The organism is Pantoea sp. Ap-967, from assembly GCF_011752565.1.
Lineage (GTDB): Bacteria > Pseudomonadota > Gammaproteobacteria > Pseudomonadales > Pseudomonadaceae > Aquipseudomonas.
In genome coordinates this window covers 220,345-240,945 of the sequence record NZ_VWXK01000005.1, presented here as the reverse complement: position 1 = coordinate 240,945, position 20,601 = coordinate 220,345, and the positions used below count along the sequence as shown (strand labels likewise).

Sequence of the window (20,601 nt, the reverse complement as noted above, 5' to 3'; positions counted from 1 at the left end):
GTACTCAGAAGGGCCAAAGCGGGCTCAGGAAGAAGCGGTCCAGCCAACCGGGCTGGCTGGCATCGGCGAACGAGCCGGTGCCCGAATAGGTGATGCGCGCGTCGGCCACACGGGTGGACGGCACGGTGTTGTCGGTGGCGATGTCGTCGGCGCGCACCAGGCCAGCAATGCGCACCAGTTCTTCACCGGTGTTCAGGGTCATCCACTTCTCGCCGCGCACGGCGATGATGCCGTTGGGCAGCACCTCGGCCACGGTGACGGTGATGGAACCGGTCAGGGTGTTGCCCTGGGTGGCCTTGCTGTCGCCCTTGGTGGCGCGGTCGCCGCTGTAGCCGGCTTCAAGCGACAGGTCACCGCCGCCGAACGGGTTGTTGGTGTTGGGCGATGCGCCGAACAGCGAGGTCAGGCCGATGTCGGTCTTGCTGGTCTTGGCGACCTGGGACCCGGCGTTCTTGCTCGCCGAAGTCTTCTCGTTCAGGGTGATGGTGATGATGTCACCCACGCGGAACGCCTTGCGGTCGGTGTACAGGTTCTGGTCGAAACCGGCCTGGTAGATCGAACCGTTGTTGGCGGCCGCCGGCAGCGGGGTGCGCGGCAGAACCGGCGCGTAATACGGGTCGTTCGGCTTGGGCGTCGGGGCGACGCAACCTGCCAGGACAACCGCCCCCCCCAGGGCGAACACGGACAACAAACGCTTCATGACACATACCTCACGGTGTAACGGGAGTAGAACCAGAACCTGGGCTACCAGGCTTCAGAGCTGCTGGGTAACGAACGACAGCATCTGGTCGGCGGTGGAGATGACCTTGGAGTTCATCTCGTAGGCGCGCTGGGTGGTGATCATGTTCACCAGCTCTTCCACGGTGCTGACGTTGGAGTTTTCCAGGGTTTGCTGCAGGGTGGTGCCGAAGCCGTTCAGGCCCGGGGTGCCGACCTGCGGCGCGCCGCTGGAGGCGGTTTCCAGGAACAGGTTGTCACCGATGGCCTGCAGGCCGGCCGGGTTGATGAAGTCGGCGGTTTGCAGGTTGCCGATGACCTGGGCGGCGGCGTTGCCGGCGGTGGTGATCGACACGGTGCCGTCCTGGCCGACGGTGAAGGTCTGGGCGTTGTTCGGCACGACGATGGCAGGCTCCAGGGCAAAGCCCTGGGCGGTGACGACCTGGCCGTCGGAGTTCAGGTGGAAGGTGCCGTCACGGGTGTACGAAACCGTGCCGTCCGGCTGCAGCACCTGGAAGAAACCACGGCCGTTGACCGCCAGGTCCAGCGGGTTCTCGGTGGTTTGCAGGCTGCCGGTCTGGAAGTTCTTCTGGGTGCCGACGATGCGCACACCGGTACCGACCTGCAGGCCCGATGGCAGCTCGCTGTCCTGGGTGGACTGCGCGCCTGGCTGGCGCTTGATCTGGTAGAGCAGGTCCTGGAACTCGGCGCGATCGCGTTTGAAGCCGGTGGTCGAAACGTTGGCCAGGTTGTTGGAAATGACGGTCAGGTTGGTGTCCTGGGCGGACAGGCCGGTTTTTGCGACCCAAAGAGCCGGAAGCATCAGTATTCTCCTCGTGCGCCTGTTTTACGGCACCCGTTCAAGTGTGGTTAGCCGATTTGCAAAACACGCGCCATGGCTTCATCGCCTTCCTTGGCCGCGTTCATCATTTTCACGTGCAGTTCGAATTGGCGGGACAGCGCCAGCACCGAGGTCATTTCTTCCACCGCGTTGACATTGCTGCCTTCGAGGAAGCCCGACACCACCCGCACATTGACGTCGGCGGCGGCCGGTTGGCCGTTCTGGGTGTGGATCAAACCGTCCAGGCCCTTGGTCATGCCCTTGGTGTCGGGGTTGACCAGCTTGATGCGGTCGACCTCGGCCATTACCCGCGGGCCTTCGCCCATGGACCGGATGCTCAGGGTGCCGTCGGCGCCCACTTCAACCTTCTGCTCAGGCGGAATGGCGATCGGGCCGCCATTGCCAATCACCGGCATGCCGTTGCCGGCGCGCAGCACGCCCAGTGCATCGATATTCAGGCTGCCAGTGCGCACATAGGCTTCGCTGCCATCGGGTGCCTGCACGGCGATGAAGCCCTGCCCGGCCACGGCCACGTCCAGGTCACGGCCGGTTTCAACCATCGGCCCTTCGCTGAAGTCAGTGGCTGGGCGTTCGGTCATGGCAAACGCCCGCGACGGAAAGCTGTCACCGAACACCGGCATCGAGCGCGCCTGCTCCAGGTCGCGCTGAAAACCGTTGGTGGAAATGTTCGCCAGGTTGTTGGCGTGGGCCTTCTGCGCCAGTGCGTTCTGGCTGGCGCCGGTCATGGCCACGTAAAGCATCTTGTCCACAGTCATCCTCCGCTGCACTGGCCGGCGTTTGCCGCCTGCCGTTGCTGTGCAAGCTCTAAAGCAAGTTCCGAACCAACTTTTCGAATTCATGAAAAAGCCCGTAAATACGGGCCTTTTCGGGGTTTTGCGGATGGGGTGACGCCGGTTATCCGGCGCCGGGTTGCCGATGGCGGCAAACCTGTACCGACCCACTCAAGGTTCGCGGCAGCCACCGTTGGTGAAGGGCCCGGCAAACTTCTTCCAGCCCTCCCCTGGCGGCCACTGCGAGCACACCAACCGCCCGTCCACCTGGCTTTCCCAGCGCCACCAGGGCGCAGTGCCGGCCTGGGCCTGGTACAGGCAAAAGGCAGCGAGCAGCGTGACGATCAGTTTTTTCATGCAACCTCCGAAACGCAGGGGCCGCTGCGCAGCCCATCGCGACCTGCGGTCGCTCCTACAGACGCCGGTAGGAGCGACCGCAGGTCGCGATGGGCCGCATAGCGGCCCCTCATTCAGCCATCATCAGGTCATCTGAATGATGGTCTGCATGACGGTGCTTTCGGTGGAGATGGTCTTGGCGTTAGCCTGGTAGTTGCTCTGCGCCTTGATCAGCTCGACCAACTCCTGGGTCAGGTTGACGTTGGACCCTTCCAGCGAGTTGGACTCCACGCTACCCAGGGTACCGGTCTTCGGCGCATCGATGCCCGGAATGCCCGACGAGTAGGTTTCGGTCCAGCGGGTGCCGCCGATCTGCTGCAGGCCCTGCTCGTTGGCGAAGCTAGCCAGCGCCACCTGGCCGATGGCACGCGACTGCTGGTTGCTGAAGCTTGCGAACATCACGCCGGTGGCGTCGATGCTCAGGCTCGACAGGATGCCAGTGGCATAGCCGTCCTGGGACTGGGACAGGCGCGCGCTCTCGGTGTTGAACGAAGTGGTGCTGTTCATCGCCAGGCGCATGCCGGCGCTGCTTTCAACCGAGCCGTTGGCCGCCCAGTTGCCATTGGCATCCTGCGCCGCCGGAATCCAGCCCTTGAGGGTGAAGGTGTTGTTGGTCACGCTCCACTCGGAACCGGTCGGCAGGCCGGTGGTGTCGGTGGCCATCGACGCCACGCTGCCATCGCTGTTGAAGCTGATGGTGCTGGTCAGCGGATCGGTGCTGGCCGGGTTCATCGGGTTGCGACCGTCGATCAACGTGTACATGGTCCACTCGTTGGTGTCGGTCTTGCGGTAGTACTGCTCCATGGTGTGCTCGTTACCCTGGCTGTCGTAGACCTTGGTCGGGAACGACTTGGTGTACGAGGTATCGTCGCTTGGGTCGAACACGATTTCACCGGCAACCGGTGGGGTCGATGGTAGCGGAATCGACTTGGACGACGAGTCCAGGTTGATGCCCTGGTCGATCAGGGTGGTGGCTTTTGGCTGCAGGGCCGAGGTGTCGATCTGCAGGTCGGTCAGCACGCCCTTCTTGATGTTGCCGGCGGAGTCGGCGGCGTAGCCCTGCAGGCGCAGGCCATCGGAGGTGACGACGTAGTTGTCCTTGCTGTTCTGGAAGGCACCGGCACGGGTGTAGACCATCGAGCCGTTGTCGGACAGCACGAAGTAGCCCTGGCCCTGGATTCCCATGTCCAGCACGTTGCCGGTGTTGTTGATGTCGCCCTGGGTGAACTGCTGGGAAACCGCAGCCAGGCGCACGCCGTTGCCGACCTGGTTCTTGCCCACGCCCAGGCGGTTGGCACCGGCGTACACATCAGCGAACTCGGCACGCGAGGACTTGAAGCCGGTGGTGTTGACGTTGGCGATGTTGTGACCGGTAACGTCCAGTTGTTTGTTGGCCGCGTACAGACCGCTCAGGCCTACATTGAAAGACATGGTGAAACTCCTTTTGCCGTTCTGGCCTTAGATACCGATGGTTTGTACGTCGGACAGGGAAACCTTGCCGACCCCGGCGAGGTTGAGCACCATCTCGCCCGTGGTGTTGAAGCTGACGCTGGTGACCTTGGCCGGCAGCAGGGTGTTCATCTGCACCGACTTGCCGTCCACCGTGGCAGTGGCCGTGAAGGTGTAGGTGCCCGGGTCGACCTTCTCGCCCTTGGGGTTGGTGCCGTCCCAGATGAAGTCGGCATAGCCGGCTTTCTGCTCGCCCACCTCGATGGTCTTGATGGTGTTGCCGTCCTTGTCCTTGACGGTGACCTTCGCCCCGTCGATGGCCTGCGGCACGACGAACTGGGCATTGAAGCTGTCGGCGGTGTCGACCACGGCCTTGTCGTTCTGCACGACCACCGAGCGGCCGACCAGCGACGAGGCCTGCAGCGCCTGGGAAGAAGCCATGGCACTGGTGATGTTGGTGACCGACTCGTTCAGCGAGGTGATGCCTTCCAGGCTGCTGAACTGCGCCAGCTGGGCAACGAACTCGCCGTTGTCCTGCGGGTCGAGCGGGTTCTGGTGCTGCATCTGGGTGACCAGCAACTGCAGGAACGCATCCTTGCCCAGGGTGCTGTTGCCCGTCTGCGAGGCCGTGTCGGTGGTGCTTTTCTTAGTGCTGGTGGTGGTGACACCGGACGCCGCGAGGACGTCATTGAGGTTCACACCGCCGGAGGTATCGATGGCCATGGTCCGGATTCCTTATCACTGACCCAGGGTCAGCACTTTCTGCATCATGTTCTTGGCGGTGTTCATCAGCTCGGCGTTGGTCTGGAACGCGCGGCTGGCGGAGATCATGTCGGCCATCTCCTCGACCACGTTGACGTTCGGGTAGTAGACGTAGCCGTCCTTGTTCGCCGCCGGGTGGTTGGGCTCGTAGCGCGCTTCGAGGTTGCTCTGGTCCTCGACGATGCCCTTGACCTGCACGCCCTGCCCCGCCTGGCCCTGGTCTTCGAACAGCGACTGGCTGACGCCGCCCTGGGCGTCCTGGAAGGTGGTGGCGAAGACCGGGTGGCGCGCGCGGTAGGTCTGGTCGATGCTCGACGACACGGTTTCGGCGTTGGCGATGTTGGAGGCAACGGTGTTGAGGCGGGTGTTCTGCGCGCTCATGCCGCTACCGGCAATATTGAAAACACTGGAAAGGGACATGATTATTCTCCGCGCAGGGCCGAAACCAGCCCTTTGAACTTGCTGTTGAGCAGGGTGAAGCTGGCCTGGAAGCCAATGGCGTTTTCCGTGTAGTTCGATTGCTCGATCTGGGCGTCCACGGTGTTCTGGTCGATCGAAGGCTGGGTTGGCACCCGGTACTGCAGGCCGTCGTCGTTCATGGCCAGGCCTTCGGCTTCGATATGGCGGCTGTTGGTGCGCTCCATGGCGAAGCGGCCGCTTTGCTGCTTCTGGCTCTCGGCGGCGAGCACCGACGAGAAGTCCATGTCGCGCGCCTTGTAGTTGGGCGTGTCGGCGTTGGCGATGTTGTTGGCCAGCACTTCAGCGCGCTGGGCGCGGAAGCCCAGGGCCTTTTCGTGAATGCCAAGCGCCTTGTCGAAACTGATGCTCATGTCGGGAAAACCTTCGAAGGTTGGCCGGAATTTCGTTGAGCAAGCTTTAGCAAGGGCTGTGCCAGGTTTCCCAAAGCCCAGAAATGCTGGGCTGTGGCGCAGGTAGGGGATGGCACCCTGCCAGAAAAGCGGCAAAGTGCTTCCGCCTGGAAAAGGCAAAGCGGCAATTGCCGGGCGGCAAAAGCGGCAAATCAATTTTTTGACGTCAGACCGCGCCGCCTGCTTCGCGGGCGAGCCCGCTCCCACAGGGCCGGCACAGGCCAAGAAAAAAGGCCGGCTGCTGTCGCTGCCGGCCTTCTGGCTCACTTGGCCTGGTAGATGATGCCCGGGCTGCACTGGACCATCTGGTAATGGTCCGGCAACCCGTTCAGTGCCTCGGAAGCCCCAAGGAACAGGTAGCCCCCAGGCTTGAGGGTGCTGTGGATGCGCAGCAGGATGTCCTTCTTCACCTGCGCCGAGAAGTAGATCAGCACGTTGCGGCAGAACACGATGTCGAACTTGCCCAGGCTTGCGTAACTGTCGAGCAGGTTAAACGAACGAAACTCGACGCGGCTACGGATGGCCGGCTTGACCGCCCAGCGCCCCGGCCCCTTGGGGTCGAAATAGCGCTGCAGGCGCTCCTGGGACAGGCCACGGGCAATGGCCAGGCTGTCGTACTCGCCGGTCTTGCAGTTGTTCAGCATGGACCCGGACAGGTCGGTGGCGACGATTTGCGCGCCCATCTTCAGCTGGCCCAGGTTGCTGCGCTCGAACTCGTCGATGGCCATCGAGATCGAGTACGGCTCCTGGCCCGACGAACAGGCCGCCGACCACATGCGCAGGCGCTGGCCGGGGTTGTTGCGGATGAACTCGGGAATGACCTTGTTCTTCAGCACCTCGAACGGGTAGGTGTCGCGAAACCACAGGGTTTCGTTGGTGGTCATGGCATCTACCACCAGCTCGCGCAGGCCGCCGCGCGGCTGGGTCTGGATGCGCTGCACCAGCTCACCCAGGCTCTTGATGCCGTGCTGTTCCATCAGCTTGTTGAGGCGGCTGGACACCAGGTACTGCTTATTCTCGCCCAGCAGGATGCCACAGGCTTTTTCCAGGAAGACCCTGAACTGTTCGAACTCCAAATTACCCGTAGACACTACTGCGGCCTCTGTTAAATCACGGTTGCCGGGGGCCTGCCCCCGGCTGCTTCAATGCGTTGCCTTGATCCGGTCGACCACGCGCTGGGCCAGGTCGTCCGGCTTGAACTTGGCCAGGAAGTCATCGGCCCCAACCTTCTTCACCATCGCCTGGTTGAACACCCCGGACAGCGAAGTATGCAGGCAGATGTGCAGTTTCTGCATGCGCGGATCACTGCGAATCTCCGCTGTAAGCGTATAGCCGTCCATCTCCGGCATTTCAATGTCGGAGATCATCATCAGGAACTCTTCTTCCGGCTTCTTGCCCTCGTCCACCAGCTTGCGCAGGTATTCCAGGGCCTGTCGGCCGTCATTGAGCGCCACCACCTCGACACCGACGGTTTGCAGGCAACGGCTGACCTGCTTGCGCGCCACCGACGAATCGTCGACGGTCAGCACCCGCAGCAGCACGGCCTTGTCCTGCACCTCGGCATCCACCACGCCGGCCGATACCGACTCGGACGATGGCGCCACTTCGGCCAGCACCTTCTCCACGTCGATGATCTCGACCATGCGGTTGTCAACCCGGGTGACCGCGGTCAGGTAGTGATCGCGCCCGGTGCCCTTGGGTGGCGGGTGGATCTCTTCCCAGTTCATGTTGACGATGCGCTCCACCGAATGCACCAGGAAACCCTGGGTCTTGGTGTTGTACTCGGTGATGATCACGAAGCTGTTGCGGGTTTCTTCCGTCAACCCCGGCAGCCCCGTCGCCATCGACAGGTCGAGGATCGGGATGGTCGCCCCGCGAATGTTGGCCACGCCACGCACCACCGGGTGCGAGCGGGGCAGCAAGGTCAGCTCCGGGCACTGCAGCACCTCGCGAACCTTGAATACGTTGATGCCGTAGAGCTGCGCGCCATTAAGGCGAAACAGCAGCAACTCCAGGCGATTCTGCCCCACCAGCTGTGTACGCTGGTTGACTGAATCCATTACCCCCGCCATGCCTGACTCCTCTTGTTTCAGCCATTCGTTGCAACTCAAAAGTTAGAGTCGGCACGGGCTTTGCTTTTTTGAGCGCCATGTACATGAAAACGACAAATTTCCGACGACTGACGCAGCTGCTGAACGGCGCGCTGGCCGTACTTTGCCTGCTGGCACCCGGCGCACGCACGCTGGCGGACGCGGTTACCTTGCCTGAACAGCTTATCGGTGTCACCCAAGGGTTTCTTGAATTCACCGTCGAGGACTACCTGGCCACCACCCAGACGGCGGGCCGCTACGAGATCCAGGTCAACCCGCTGGACCCACGCCTGCGCATGCCGCTGTGCAGCCAGCAACTGGACGCCTCGCTGGAAAGCCCGGCCACGCCGTTGGGCCGGGTGACCGTGCGGGTGCGCTGCGACGGCGCAGCGCCGTGGACCGTGTTCGTGCCGGCGACGGTGCGGCTGTTCCGCGACGTGGTGGTGGTGACACGCCCACTCAAGCGCGACAACCTGGTAAGCGAGGGCGACGTGGCCCTGCGCGAGCGCGACGTGGGCACCCTGACCCAGGGCTTTCTCACCGAACTGGACCAGGCGGTGGGCATGAAGATGCTGCGCCCCACGGTGATCGACCAGGTGCTCACGCCCCAGCACCTGGAACAGGCCGAGGTGGTGCGCAAGGGCGACCAGGTGGTAATCACCGCGCGCACCGGCAGCTTGAGCGTGCGCATGCCCGGCGAGGCCCTGAGCAAAGGCGGCCAGGGCGAGCAGATTCGCGTGCGCAACCTCAATTCCCAGCGCGTGGTGAAGGCCCGGGTCACTGGCCCGGGGCAAGTCGAGGTGGCCATGTAGATTGCGCTGGCGGTGTGCAGGCGCATTTCCTAAACTGTGCCGGAACGGGTTCGCGAGCTTGCTGACAGGCGGCTATGCATTTGTGCCTAAAGTTTCTTTCGGGGTGGCCGAAAACAAGGCAAGCGTCCAAATACCCAGAGGTTCTGATCATGGTTATCGACTTCAGTCGTTTGAATAATTCTCCGTCCATCACGGGCGGCGTGCGTGGCAATACCACGCCCAGCAGCGCCGAAAAGGCCGGCGAAAGCGCCGAAACGCCGAAAAAGGCCAGCGCCAGCGGAGAAACCGTACACCTGAGCCAGGAGGCCCAGCAGTTGCAGAAGATCAGCGACAAGCTGCGCGACCAGCCCGTGGTCAACAGTGACCGTGTGGCACAGTTGAAGCAGGCGATCGCAGATGGCAGCTACCAGGTCGATGCCGGCCGGGTCGCCAGCAAACTGCTCGATTTCGAAGCCCAGCGCTGACCGTTCGTCGCGCTGACTTCACGGACGCTTAAAAACCCAAGAGTTAGCCATGCACGACACCACCTTGCTGCAACTGATCGAAGACGACATCGCCCCGACCCAGGAACTGCTCGACCTGCTCCAACAGGAGGCCGTGGCCCTGCACGCGCGGGACATGGCACCGCTGGAGGGCATCCTGGCCCGCAAGCAGTCGTTGATCGTGCTGCTCGAACAGCAAGGCGTGCGCCGCAACAACCTGCTCATCAGCCTGGGCCTGACGCCCAACCGCGCCGGCGTGCAAGCCCTGGCCGCGCAGTCGGACAACGGCGAACTGATCATGCAGCAGCTCAATGTGCTCACCCAAATGATGGAAGCCTGCCAGAAGGTCAACGAGACCAATGGCCGGATCATCCAGGTGCAGCAACACGTCACGGCCAACCAGATCAGAATCCTTCAGGGCGGTGAAGCGCCGTCCCTGTACGACAGCCGTGGCACCACTTCCCCGCTGGCCAAGCCCCGGGCGCTCAGCCAGGTGTGATTACAGCTATCAAGGCACGGAACATACTGGCAAAATGCCGTTACTTGCGTGTGTCGTTTTTGCCTGGAGATTGATAACCCGTGTTCAATGAAACCGATGCCCCGCAGCCGCCGAAGGTGTTGAACACGCCTTTGGAGATCGCGGCCAACCTGCGCCAGCTGCAAGAGAGCCATGATCCCCTGATCATCACCTTCCATGAGCGCAGCCAGCGGTTCCAGAGCTACGTGGTGCACGTGGACCGTGACAACGACGTGCTGGCGCTGGACGAAATGATCCCGCGTGATGGCGAAAAGTTCATCGAGAACGGCGAGCCGTTCCGCGTCGAAGGCTTCCACGATGGCGTTCGCATCGCCTGGGAATGCGACCATGAGCTGAAGATCACCGAAATCGACGGCCACCGTTGCTACCGCGGCGCCCTGCCCGTGGAGATGACTTACCACCAGCGCCGCAACGCCTTCCGCGCCGCGCTGAAGCTTTCGCAACTGGTCGATATCATCCTCGACGGCAGTTTCCTCAAGGGCAACGGTGCGTTGCGCGGCAAGTTGCTGGACATCTCCGCCACGGGCTGCAAGCTGCGCTTCGACGGCAATGTCGAAGACCGCCTGCAACTGGGCCAGGTGTACGAGCGCTTCAAGGCCAGCAACCCGCTGAGCCTGGTCGACACCATGGTCGAGCTGCGCCACCTGCACTTTGAAGAACGCATCAACACCACCTTTGCCGGCGTGCGCTTCCATAACCTCAATGGCCAGGCGCAGCGCAAGATCGAGAGTTTTGTCTACCAGCTGCAGCGTGAAGCGCGGCGGTTCGACAAGGACGACTACTGATCTTCTGTTCGGGCCCTATCGCGAGCTGCGCTCGCTCCTACCTCGGGAGCAAGCGCAGCTCGCGATAGGGCCGAACCGGCTTAAACCGACTTGCTGACCTCATCCTCCGCCTGCGCCTTGGCCGCCGGCTCTGCCTTGCCCTCATCCTCGGTATCCTCAGCCGCCACCGGCGCCTGCATCACCTCTTGCACGGTCTGCTCATCCACCCGTGGGTCGAGCGCCGCCGACAGCGGCGAGCCGGCCGCTGGCATGGCCACGTGGCCCAGTGGCGCGTCCTGCACCTGGTGCAGCCCGGTAACCGCCTTGGGCCGAATGCGCCACACCAGCACCAGCGCGAAGAACACAAAGAACGCATACAGCATCTGCGCGCCCAGCACCTTCATCAGCACCCCGGCGGCCAGCGGCCCGATACAGGCCCCTACGCCGTAGGTGACCAGCAGCATGGCGGTCAGCGACACACGCCGTTCGCTCTCCACGTGGTCGTTGGAAAACGCCACCGCCAGCGGGTACAGGCAGAACTGCAACAGTGAAATGACGAAGGCGATGCCGAACAGCGCCTCCAGCGGCACGCTGGGCAAAAACGCCAGCGGCGCCGACGCCAGCGCCAGGCCCACCGCCACGCTGCGAATCAGCACGGCCCGGTCATAGCGGTCGGACAACCAGCCCAGCGGCCATTGCACCAGCAACCCGGCAAAGATGCAGCACCCCATGAACAGGCCGATCTGCTCGGTGGACAGCCCCTGGCTGGACGCATACAACGGCGCCAGGCCGTAGAACGAACCCACGATCAACCCCGAGCCGAGCACCGTGCTGAGCGACTGCGGCACGCGCTTGATGAAGAATTTCGGCTCCATCGGCGCCGGGCGCAAGGGGGCGGGGTGAATGCGCCGGGTCATCGCCACCGGCACCAGGCACAGGGCGAAGCACATGGCCACCAGCATCAGCAATTCCGGACCGAGCTGCGGATGCACCACCAGAATCAGCTGGCCGAGCACCAGCCCCAGGTACGATGCGATCATGTAGCCGCTGAACACCGCGCCACGGTGCTTGGCCTCGGCCTGCTCGTTGAGCCAGCTCTCGATCACCATGTACTGGCACATCATGCCCAGGCCGACGATCATCCGCAGCCCCACCCACACGGGTAGCCAATTGGTCAGGCCATGGCCGAGCACCGCGGCGCCCACGATCCCGGCGCAGGTGGCATAGGCACGAATATGCCCCACCCCGCCGATCAACCGGTGGCCGACCTTGCCGCCCACCGCCAGGCCGAAATAGTTGGCCGCCATCAGCGCACCCACCCACAGGCTGTCGACGTGGTCGGCCGCCAGGCGCAGGGCCAGGTAGGTACTGAGCAGGCCCGAGCCGATCAGCATCATCAAGGCAGCGAAATACAACGACTGAAAAGGCTTCCAGATATTACGCATACGTCCCTCGAAGCTCCCTGGTGAGGTGGCGGTGGGTGCTAGCAGCATAAGGGTAATCACCGCCCCGCGCAGGCCCCGTCATGAAATATCGAGCGGCCAAGGCGGGTTCACTGTCGGTCGTGTCGCGATCAGACGCGCCTACGGCAAGGTCATGCCATTGGCGGGCAACGGCAAGGCCGTCTTGTAGCGCACCTGCTTCAAGGCAAAGCTGGAGCGGATATTGGCCACCCCGGGCAGCCGCGTCAGGTAATCCAGAAACCGCTCCAGCGCCTGGATGCTCGGCAGCAATACCCGCAACAGGTAGTCCGGGTCCCCGGTCATCAGGTAGCACTCCATCACCTCGGGCCGCTCGGCAATCTCTTCCTCGAAGCGGTGCAAGGCCTGCTCCACCTGTTTCTCCAGGCTGACATGGATGAACACGTTGACATCCAGCCCCAGCACCTCGGGCGAGAGCAAGGTCACCTGCTGGCGGATGACGCCCAATTCTTCCATGGCCTTGACCCGGTTGAAGCAGGGCGTCGGCGACAGGTTCACCGAACGCGCAAGCTCGGCGTTGGTGATGCGGGCGTTGTCCTGAAGGCTGTTGAGAATGCCGATATCGGTACGATCGAGCTTGCGCATGAGACAAATTCACCGGTTTCTTGTGTTTATACGGAATGTTTATCTTCCCAGCCCGGCAAAGGCAATCAACTAGAGAGAAAAATTCTCCCGCCCTGCCACTAAGATGTAGGTGACGCTGACCTGCCAGTCACAAGCCGGTGGCCAGCGGCGGCCGCTTCAGAGCTCACAAAAACAACATCCGAGCGAGCGTAAAAAGCATGAACGAGTACGCCCCCCTGCGTTTGCATGTGCCCGAGCCCACCGGCCGGCCAGGCTGCCAGACCGATTTTTCCTACCTGCGCCTGAACGACGCAGGGCAAGTCCGTAAACCGCCCATCGATGTAGACGCCGCCGACACCGCCGACCTGTCCAACAGCCTGGTCCGCGTGCTCGACGCCCACGGTAATGCCCTTGGCCCGTGGGCCGAGGACATCGACCCGCAGGTGCTGCGCCAGGGCATGCGCGCCATGCTCAAGACGCGCATTTTCGACAGCCGCATGGTGGTTGCCCAGCGCCAGAAGAAGATGTCGTTCTACATGCAGAGCCTGGGCGAGGAAGCCATCGGCAGCGCCCAGGCGCTGGCGCTGAACCGCACCGACATGTGCTTCCCCACCTACCGCCAGCAGAGCATCCTGATGGCCCGCGAGGTATCGCTGGTGGAGATGATCTGCCAGTTGCTGTCCAACGAACGCGACCCCCTCAAGGGGCGCCAACTGCCGATCATGTATTCGGTGCGCGAGGCCGGCTTCTTCACCATCAGCGGCAACCTGGCGACGCAGTTCGTACAGGCCGTAGGCTGGGCCATGGCCTCGGCGATCAAGGGCGATACCAAGATCGCCTCGGCCTGGATCGGCGACGGCGCCACGGCCGAATCGGACTTCCACACCGCCCTCACCTTTGCCCACGTGTACCGCGCCCCGGTGATTCTCAACGTGGTCAACAACCAGTGGGCGATCTCCACCTTCCAGGCCATCGCCGGCGGCGAGCAAACCACCTTCGCCGGGCGCGGCGTGGGTTGCGGCATCGCCTCGCTGCGGGTGGACGGCAACGACTTCGTCGCCGTGTACGCCGCCTCGCGCTGGGCCGCCGAACGTGCCCGCCGTGGCCTTGGCCCATCGCTGATCGAGTGGGTCACCTACCGCGCTGGCCCCCACTCCACCTCCGACGACCCATCCAAGTACCGCCCGGCCGACGACTGGAGCCACTTCCCGCTGGGCGACCCGATCGCCCGCCTGAAGCAGCACCTGATCGCCATCGGCCAGTGGTCCGAGGACGAACACCAGGCCACCACCGCCGAGTTCGAGGCCGCCGTGATCGCCGCGCAGAAGGAGGCCGAGCAGTACGGCACCCTGGCCAACGGCCATATCCCAAGCGCCGCGTCGATGTTCGAGGACGTGTACAAGGACATGCCCGACCACCTGCGCCGCCAGCGCCAGGAACTGGGGGTTTGAAATGAACGACCACAACAGCAGCATCAACCCGGAAACCGCCATGGCCACCAGCACCCTGACCATGATCCAGGCCCTGCGCTCGGCCATGGATGTCATGCTAGAGCGCGATGACAATGTGGTGATCTACGGCCAGGACGTCGGCTACTTCGGCGGCGTGTTCCGTTGCACCGAGGGCCTGCAGGCCAAGTACGGCAAGTCGCGCGTGTTCGATGCGCCCATCTCGGAAAGCGGCATCGTCGGCACCGCCGTGGGCATGGGCGCCTACGGCTTGCGCCCGGTGGTGGAAATTCAGTTCGCCGACTACTTCTACCCGGCCTCCGACCAGATCGTCTCGGAGATGGCACGCCTGCGCTACCGCTCTGCCGGCGAGTTCATTTCCCCGCTGACCCTGCGCATGCCCTGCGGCGGCGGCATCTACGGCGGCCAAACCCACAGCCAGAGCCCGGAGGCGATGTTCACCCAGGTTTGTGGCCTGCGCACGGTGATGCCTTCCAACCCCTATGACGCCAAGGGCTTGCTGATTGCCTCGATCGAGTGCGACGACCCGGTGATCTTCCTGGAGCCCAAGCGCCTGTACAACGGCCCGTTCGACGGCCACCACGACCGCCCGGTAACGCCCTGGTCAAAACACCCGCAAAGCGCCGTGCCGGATGGCTACTACACGGTGCCGCTGGACAAGGCCGCCATCACCCGCCCCGGCAACGATGTCACCGTGCTGACCTACGGCACCACGGTGTACGTGGCCCAGGTGGCCGCCGAGGAAACCGGCGTGGACGCCGAGGTGATCGACCTGCGCAGCCTCTGGCCGCTGGACCTGGACACCATCGTCGAGTCGGTGAAGAAGACCGGCCGCTGCGTGGTGGTGCATGAAGCCACCCGCACCTGCGGCTTCGGTGCCGAACTGGTGGCACTGGTGCAGGAGCATTGCTTCCATCACCTCGAAGCGCCGATCGAGCGCGTCACCGGCTGGGACACCCCCTACCCCCACGCACAGGAATGGGCCTATTTCCCCGGCCCTTCGCGGGTAGGCGCGGCATTGAAACGGGTCATGGAGGTCTGAATGGGCACGCACGTCATCAAGATGCCGGACATTGGCGAAGGCATCGCGCAGGTCGAGTTGGTGGAATGGTTCGTCAAGGTCGGCGATGTGATTGCCGAGGACCAGGTAGTGGCCGATGTCATGACCGACAAGGCCACCGTGGAAATCCCCTCGCCGGTCAGCGGCAAGGTGTTGGCCCTGGGCGGCCAGCCAGGTGAAGTGATGGCGGTGGGCAGCGAGCTGATCCGCATCGAGGTGGAAGGCGGCGGCAACCATGTGGACGTGCCGCAGCCAAAGGCCATTGAAGCCCCCGTGGCAGCCAAGCCAGTGCCGCCAGCCGAACCGCAGCCCACGGCCTACACGGCGCCGGTGGTGCATGAGGCCGCGCCAATCGTGCCGCGCCAGCCGGGCGACAAGCCGCTGGCCTCGCCGGCCGTGCGCAAACGCGCCCTGGATGCCGGCATCGAGCTGCGCTACGTGCACGGCAGCGGCCCGGCCGGGCGCATCCTGCACGAAGACCTCGACGCCTTCATCAGCAAGCCCCACAGCGCGGCCGGCCAGGCCCCAGGCGGCTACGGCAAGCGCACCGACAGCGAGCAGGTGCCGGTGATCGGCCTGCGCCGCAAGATCGCCCAGCGCATGCAGGACGCCAAGCGCCGCGTCGCCCACTTCAGTTACGTGGAAGAAATCGACGTCACTGCCCTGGAGGCCCTGCGCCAGCAGCTGAACGCCAAGCATGGCGACAGCCGCGGCAAGCTGACCCTGCTGCCGTTCCTGGTACGCGCCCTGGTCGTGGCCCTGCGCGACTTCCCGCAGATCAACGCCACCTACGATGACGAGGCCCAGGTCATTACCCGTCATGGCGCGGTGCACCTGGGCATCGCCACCCAGGGTGACAATGGCCTGATGGTGCCGGTGCTGCGCCACGCCGAGGCCGGCAGCCTGTGGGCCAACGCCGGCGAGATCTCGCGCCTGGCCAACGCCGCGCGCAGCAACAAAGCCAGCCGCGAGGAACTGAGCGGCTCGACCATCACCCTGACCAGCCTCGGCGCCCTGGGCGGCATCGTCAGCACCCCGGTGGTCAATACCCCGGAAGTGGCGATCGTGGGGGTGAACCGCATGGTCGAGCGGCCGGTGGTGATCGACGGCCAGATCGTCGTGCGCAAGATGATGAACCTGTCCAGCTCGTTCGACCACCGGGTGGTCGATGGCATGGATGCCGCACTGTTCATTCAGGCCGTGCGCGGCCTGCTTGAACAACCTGCCTGTCTGTTCGTGGAGTGAGCATGGCCCAGATCATCGATACAACCCTGCTGATCATCGGCGGCGGCCCCGGCGGCTACGTGGCCGCCATCCGCGCCGGGCAACTGGGCATTCCCACCGTGCTGGTCGAGGGCCAGGCCCTGGGCGGCACCTGCCTGAACATCGGTTGCATCCCGTCCAAGGCACTGATCCACGTGGCCGAGCAGTTCCACCAGGCCTCGGGCTTTGCGGGCCAGTCGGCGCTGGGCATCAAGGTCGACGCCCCGCGCCTGGAGATTGGCCAGAGCGTGGCCTGGAAGGACGGCATCGTCGACCGGCTGACCACCGGGGTTGCCGCCCTGTTGAAGAAACATGGGGTCAAGGTGATCCACGGCTGGGCGCAGATCGTCGACGGCAAGCATGTGGATGTCGACGGCCAGCGCATCCGCTGCGAGCACCTGCTGCTGGCCACCGGCTCAAGCAGCGTGGAGCTGCCAATGCTGCCATTCGGCGGGCCGATCATTTCCTCCACCGAAGCGCTGGCGCCAAGCACCCTGCCCAAGCACCTGGTGGTGGTCGGCGGCGGCTATATCGGCCTGGAGCTGGGCATCGCCTACCGCAAGCTGGGCGCGCAGGTCAGCGTGGTGGAAGCGCGCGAGCGCATCCTGCCGACCTACGACAGCGAACTGACCGCGCCAGTGGCCGAGGCGCTGAGGAAGCTGGGCATCGCCCTGCACCTGGGCCACAGCGTGGAAGGCTTTGAGCATGGCTGCCTGCTGGCCGGCGACGGCAAGGGCGGGCAACTGCGCCTTGAGGCCGACCGAGTGCTGGTGGCCGTGGGCCGGCGCCCGCGCAGCCAGGGCTTCAACCTGCAATGCCTGGACTTGAAGATGAACGGCGCGGCCATCGCCATCGACGAGCGCTGCCAGACCAGCATGCGCAACGTCTGGGCCATCGGCGACGTGGCGGGCGAACCGATGCTCGCCCACCGGGCCATGGCGCAGGGCGAGATGGTGGCTGAAATCATCGCGGGCAAGGCTCGGCGCTTCGAGCCTGCGGCGATTGCCGCGGTGTGCTTTACCGACCCGGAAGTGGTGGTGGCCGGCAAAACGCCGGAGCAAGCCAGCCAGCAAGGGCTGGACTGCATCGTCGCGCAGTTCCCCTTTGCGGCCAACGGCCGGGCCATGAGCCTGGAGTCCAAGAGCGGTTTCGTGCGCGTGGTGGCAAGGCGTGACAACCACCTGATCGTCGGCTGGCAGGCGGTGGGGGTGGCGGTTTCCGAGCTGTCCACGGCGTTTGCCCAGTCGCTGGAGATGGGCGCACGGCTGGAGGATGTGGCGGGCACCATTCATGCCCACCCGACCTTGGGCGAGGCAGTGCAGGAAGCGGCACTGCGGGCGCTGGGGCATGCGCTGCATATCTGATAAGGCCTGCGGCGTATCGCGAGCTGCGCTCGCTCCTACGGGACCGTCACCGGCCTGGTAGGAGCGAGCGTAGCTCGCGATGGGCCCTGCGGGCCTACTCGGAAATGGCGTTCTTGCCGCAATCCTTGGCCCGGTACAGGGCCTTGTCGGCCCGGGCCAACAGCGCCTGGGCATCCTCTGCGTCCTGGCGCTGGACCACGCCATAGCTCATGGTCAACCGGCAATCCCCCTCCGGCGCGACCTGCGCCATCAAGTGACGCAACCGCCCCGCCACCTCCAGCGCCTCGCCCAGGGCCGTGTGCGGCAGCACCATCACGAACTCATCGCCGCCCCAGCGCGCCAGCAGGTCCTGCTCGCGCAGGCTGGCGCGCAGGGTGTCCACCACCCGCAGCAGCGCCGCATCGCCACGGGCATGGCCATAGCGGTCGTTGATCGGCTTGAAGTCGTCCAGGTCCATGGCGATTACCGCCAGCGGCTGGCGGAAGCGCTGGGCGCGCTCGCACTCCTCGCGCAAGGTTTTCTCCAGCCGGTAGCGGTTGGCGATGCGCGTCAACGTATCACGCTCGGCCAGTTCGCGGTTCTCGTCCAGCTGGCGCTGCAACTGCTGGTTGACCCACGACAGCTCGCGGGTACGCTCGGCAACCTGGGTTTCCAGCGACTGGGTTTTCTGCTCCAGCTGTGCCACCAGGCGCTTGCCGGCATCGATGTTGCGGTGGGCACCAAGCATCCGTGCCACCGAGCCGTCTTCGTTGCGGGCGATGACATGGCCGCTGTCCTCGACCCACAGGTAGCTGCCATCGGCGCAGCGGCAGCGGTATTCGACACGGTAGCGCTCATTGCGCTGGTTGATATAGGCCTCGAAGTGCGCCATCACCCGCGGGTAGTCCTCCGGGTGAATCACGCTCTCCCAGGTGAGCACGCTGTTGGCCAGGGAATGGCTGGCATAGCCGAGCATGGCGTACCAGCCGGGGTTGCGATAGACGTAGCCGCTATTGGCGTTCCAGTCCCAGATGCCATCACTGATCAGCTCGAACAACAGCTGCAACTGCTGCTCGCTGAAGCCGGCGGGGACTGGCCGTGGTTCATGACTCATTGACGCTCCCTCTGCTGGCCAGCAACTGCGCCCGGGTTCAGGGCTGCCGACAACGGTCGTTTTGCCGAAGGCGGCAACATGCTGCCTCCAGCGGGCAAGCATATGCCTGCACAACGGCCACCGGAATAGTCGCCATGCCCTATTTTCGCGGCCCGCACCGCTGGCATGGGTTTTGCCCTTCTACCCAGGCTTTGCAACGCCCATGGAGGAGCATATGGCAATTACCCTCAACGGCCTCGGTTGGCAGGCCTCCGTGCAACAACAGCAACGCATCAACCACGAACAGGCCCAGGCCGCGCTGGTGCCGGTGCGCGCGCCCCTGGCCACCAGCAACACCGCCAGCCAGCAGAACAGCCAGGGCAGCACATCCCAGCAGAAGGCCGACGACGCCCGCGAGGAGGCCTTCGCCAAACTCAAGGTGCTGCTGCAAAACCCGGATGCCGCGGCTCGCCTGCAGGCCAGCGCCAGCGACAGCACCGCGGAAAGCGGCAATGCGACCCAGCAATTCAAGGACTACATGGCCAAGTCGCCCGAGGAGAAGATCAAGGAGAAGTTCCTGCAGGAACTGGGCATGACCGAGGACGAGTACAACGCCCTGCCGCCTGAGCAGCAGGCCAAGGTCGATGAACAGATTGCCAAGCGCATGCAGGAAGACGTCCAGATGAAAACCCAGGCGAAGGTCGCCGAGCAGCAATTGCGCGCCGAACAGGCCCGCAATGGCACCGACATCGCCGCTTCGCAAGGCACGGACGAGCGCGAGAAAGCGCTGCAAGCCGGCCAGGTCTGAGCCCAGGGGGTGGCCGGTGCAATGCCGGCTTCCCTTACGCCAGCTGGCTGAGCGCCTCTTCCACCGCCACCACCCGCGGGTTGCTGCCTGCGCTGGGCAGCCGCCAGGCGGCAATGGTCAGCCCCAGGGGCACCGAGCGGCCCATGGGGGCGACCAGTTCGCCGCTGTCCAGGAAGGGCCGTACCAGGGTTCGGCGCCCGATCAGCACCCCGGCGCCGAGCAAGGCCTGCTGCACGGCAATCGAATACAGCGAAAACCCTGGCCCCCGGGCGGCGAAAGGCGCGTCGGGCATGGCCGCCGCCGACCAGACGTCCCAGTCCTGCCACCCCACATCCTGGATGCAGCACGCGCCGGCCAGGTCCTGCGGGCTGCTGACCTGCGCCGCCAGGGCCGGGCTGCACACCGGCAATATGTCCTCATCGGCCAGCTTGCGCTGGCCGCGTTCAAGCCTGTCGACATAGAACAGGCACAGGTCGAAGGGGCTGCGCTTGAGGTTGGGCGGCTCGTCCATGGCCGTCACGGAAATTTCGATGGGCGCCAGCAGCTGGGTCAGGCGTGGCAGGCGCGGGCCCAGCCACAGTTGCGCCAGTGCCGGCGAAGTGACGACATGCACCCGCTGCGGCGCAGCCAGCCGGCGCAGGGTGCGCGCGGCTTCCTCGACCGCATCGAAGGCTTCGGTGAACTGCGCCTTCACACTGTCGCCAAGCGGGGTAAGGCGCACACCCTTGGCGTGGCGTTCGAACAACGCGGCGCCGCACTGGGTTTCCAGGGTCTTGATCAGTGCGGCGATGGCCCCAGGGGTGACCTTCAGCTCATGGGCGGCGCGGGCGAAACCGCCTAGCCGCGCCGAGGCCTCGAAGGCGCGCAGGGCATTGAGCTGCAGGGTGTGGCGAGTGGGCGTATCGATTGGCATGGTTTCAGGCCTATTTTTTTTAGGCCTACTATTTCAGAAATCTGCGTTGTGACCAAGCCTTGGCGGTTTTAACGTGAGCTGGCCAGTCAACCATTG

Annotated in this window: 23 protein-coding genes; 9 read left to right on the top strand and 14 right to left on the bottom strand. The window is 64.3% G+C overall.

Translation table 11 applies throughout. From position 1 onward, the window contains the following. Positions 1-4 precede the first annotated feature (4 nt). The 10 genes from flgH to F3J45_RS08020 form a co-directional block, all read right to left on the bottom strand. Positions 5-700 carry a flagellar basal body L-ring protein FlgH gene (flgH, locus tag F3J45_RS08065; RefSeq protein ID WP_167060012.1) on the bottom strand — a complete coding sequence of 232 codons (696 nt, stop codon included), beginning with the start codon at positions 698-700 and terminating at the stop codon, positions 5-7. Positions 701-754: 54 nt separating this feature from the next. Then, positions 755-1,540 carry a flagellar basal-body rod protein FlgG gene (gene flgG / locus F3J45_RS08060; protein WP_167060009.1) on the bottom strand — a complete coding sequence of 262 codons (786 nt, stop codon included), beginning with the start codon at positions 1,538-1,540 and terminating at the stop codon, positions 755-757. 47 nt (positions 1,541-1,587) lie between these two features. Next, a complete protein-coding gene (locus F3J45_RS08055) occupies positions 1,588-2,328 on the bottom strand; it encodes a flagellar basal body rod protein FlgF (protein ID WP_167060006.1) in 741 nt (246 codons plus the stop codon). Between the two features lie 192 nt (positions 2,329-2,520). Next, positions 2,521-2,706: a hypothetical protein gene (locus F3J45_RS08050; protein WP_167060003.1), complete on the bottom strand. Its 186-nt coding sequence runs from the start codon at positions 2,704-2,706 to the stop codon at positions 2,521-2,523. A 123-nt stretch (positions 2,707-2,829) separates the two neighbouring features. Beyond that, positions 2,830-4,176 (bottom strand): flagellar hook protein FlgE, encoded by a 1,347-nt coding sequence (gene flgE, locus F3J45_RS08045; RefSeq protein WP_167060000.1) that lies wholly within the window; start codon positions 4,174-4,176, stop codon positions 2,830-2,832. Positions 4,177-4,203: 27 nt separating this feature from the next. After that, positions 4,204-4,917, bottom strand: a complete 714-nt coding sequence (gene flgD, locus F3J45_RS08040; protein ID WP_167059997.1) for a flagellar hook assembly protein FlgD — start codon at positions 4,915-4,917, stop codon at positions 4,204-4,206. A 15-nt stretch (positions 4,918-4,932) separates the two neighbouring features. Beyond that, positions 4,933-5,376, bottom strand: coding sequence for a flagellar basal body rod protein FlgC (gene flgC, locus F3J45_RS08035; RefSeq protein WP_167059994.1), 444 nt, complete (start codon positions 5,374-5,376; stop codon positions 4,933-4,935). A gap of 2 nt (positions 5,377-5,378) precedes the next feature. Further along, complete coding sequence (gene flgB, locus F3J45_RS08030) at positions 5,379-5,786, bottom strand: flagellar basal body rod protein FlgB (RefSeq protein ID WP_167059991.1); 408 nt, start codon at positions 5,784-5,786, stop codon at positions 5,379-5,381. A gap of 302 nt (positions 5,787-6,088) precedes the next feature. Continuing rightward, a complete protein-coding gene (gene cheR / locus F3J45_RS08025; protein WP_167059988.1) occupies positions 6,089-6,916 on the bottom strand; it encodes a protein-glutamate O-methyltransferase CheR in 828 nt (275 codons plus the stop codon). 51 nt (positions 6,917-6,967) lie between these two features. Then, positions 6,968-7,885: a chemotaxis protein CheV gene (locus F3J45_RS08020; RefSeq protein WP_240164561.1), complete on the bottom strand. Its 918-nt coding sequence runs from the start codon at positions 7,883-7,885 to the stop codon at positions 6,968-6,970. Between the two features lie 95 nt (positions 7,886-7,980). On the opposite strand from F3J45_RS08020, the gene flgA reads away from it, so the two are divergent. The 4 genes from flgA (at position 7,981) to F3J45_RS08000 (ending at position 10,532) form a co-directional block, all read left to right on the top strand. Further along, a complete protein-coding gene (gene flgA / locus F3J45_RS08015; protein WP_205300120.1) occupies positions 7,981-8,727 on the top strand; it encodes a flagellar basal body P-ring formation chaperone FlgA in 747 nt (248 codons plus the stop codon). A gap of 170 nt (positions 8,728-8,897) precedes the next feature. Further along, positions 8,898-9,191, top strand: coding sequence for a flagellar biosynthesis anti-sigma factor FlgM (flgM, locus tag F3J45_RS08010; protein WP_240164560.1), 294 nt, complete (start codon positions 8,898-8,900; stop codon positions 9,189-9,191). A gap of 49 nt (positions 9,192-9,240) precedes the next feature. Beyond that, positions 9,241-9,708: a flagella synthesis protein FlgN gene (locus F3J45_RS08005; protein ID WP_167059976.1), complete on the top strand. Its 468-nt coding sequence runs from the start codon at positions 9,241-9,243 to the stop codon at positions 9,706-9,708. 80 nt (positions 9,709-9,788) lie between these two features. Beyond that, on the top strand, positions 9,789-10,532 hold the full coding sequence (locus F3J45_RS08000) for a flagellar brake protein (protein WP_167059973.1): 744 nt from the start codon (positions 9,789-9,791) through the stop codon (positions 10,530-10,532). A gap of 80 nt (positions 10,533-10,612) precedes the next feature. Here F3J45_RS08000 and F3J45_RS07995 read toward each other — a convergent pair whose 3' ends face one another. Together F3J45_RS07995 and bkdR are read right to left on the bottom strand one after the other, a co-directional pair. Beyond that, positions 10,613-11,956, bottom strand: coding sequence for an MFS transporter (locus F3J45_RS07995; RefSeq protein ID WP_167059970.1), 1,344 nt, complete (start codon positions 11,954-11,956; stop codon positions 10,613-10,615). Between the two features lie 138 nt (positions 11,957-12,094). Then, positions 12,095-12,577: a Bkd operon transcriptional regulator BkdR gene (gene bkdR, locus F3J45_RS07990; protein ID WP_167059967.1), complete on the bottom strand. Its 483-nt coding sequence runs from the start codon at positions 12,575-12,577 to the stop codon at positions 12,095-12,097. 197 nt (positions 12,578-12,774) lie between these two features. On the opposite strand from bkdR, the gene F3J45_RS07985 reads away from it, so the two are divergent. The 4 genes from F3J45_RS07985 to lpdA are packed head-to-tail and all read left to right on the top strand — an operon-like array spanning position 12,775 to position 17,712. Then, entirely contained in the window at positions 12,775-14,007 is a 1,233-nt protein-coding gene (locus F3J45_RS07985) for a 3-methyl-2-oxobutanoate dehydrogenase (2-methylpropanoyl-transferring) subunit alpha (protein ID WP_167059964.1), read from the top strand. 1 nt (position 14,008) lies between these two features. Continuing rightward, a complete protein-coding gene (locus F3J45_RS07980; protein WP_167059960.1) occupies positions 14,009-15,067 on the top strand; it encodes an alpha-ketoacid dehydrogenase subunit beta in 1,059 nt (352 codons plus the stop codon). Beyond that, positions 15,068-16,330, top strand: coding sequence for a dihydrolipoamide acetyltransferase family protein (locus F3J45_RS07975; RefSeq protein ID WP_167059957.1), 1,263 nt, complete (start codon positions 15,068-15,070; stop codon positions 16,328-16,330). It begins immediately after the preceding gene. Between the two features lie 2 nt (positions 16,331-16,332). Next, positions 16,333-17,712, top strand: coding sequence for a dihydrolipoyl dehydrogenase (gene lpdA / locus F3J45_RS07970; protein ID WP_167059954.1), 1,380 nt, complete (start codon positions 16,333-16,335; stop codon positions 17,710-17,712). 94 nt (positions 17,713-17,806) lie between these two features. Here lpdA and F3J45_RS07965 read toward each other — a convergent pair whose 3' ends face one another. Further along, positions 17,807-18,805: a sensor domain-containing diguanylate cyclase gene (locus F3J45_RS07965; RefSeq protein WP_167059951.1), complete on the bottom strand. Its 999-nt coding sequence runs from the start codon at positions 18,803-18,805 to the stop codon at positions 17,807-17,809. 214 nt (positions 18,806-19,019) lie between these two features. Between F3J45_RS07965 and F3J45_RS07960 the strand changes: the two genes are divergently transcribed. Beyond that, complete coding sequence (locus F3J45_RS07960) at positions 19,020-19,592, top strand: hypothetical protein (protein WP_167059948.1); 573 nt, start codon at positions 19,020-19,022, stop codon at positions 19,590-19,592. A 34-nt stretch (positions 19,593-19,626) separates the two neighbouring features. Here F3J45_RS07960 and F3J45_RS07955 read toward each other — a convergent pair whose 3' ends face one another. Beyond that, entirely contained in the window at positions 19,627-20,505 is an 879-nt protein-coding gene (locus F3J45_RS07955) for a LysR family transcriptional regulator (protein WP_167059945.1), read from the bottom strand. Between the last annotated feature and the right edge of the window lie 96 nt (positions 20,506-20,601).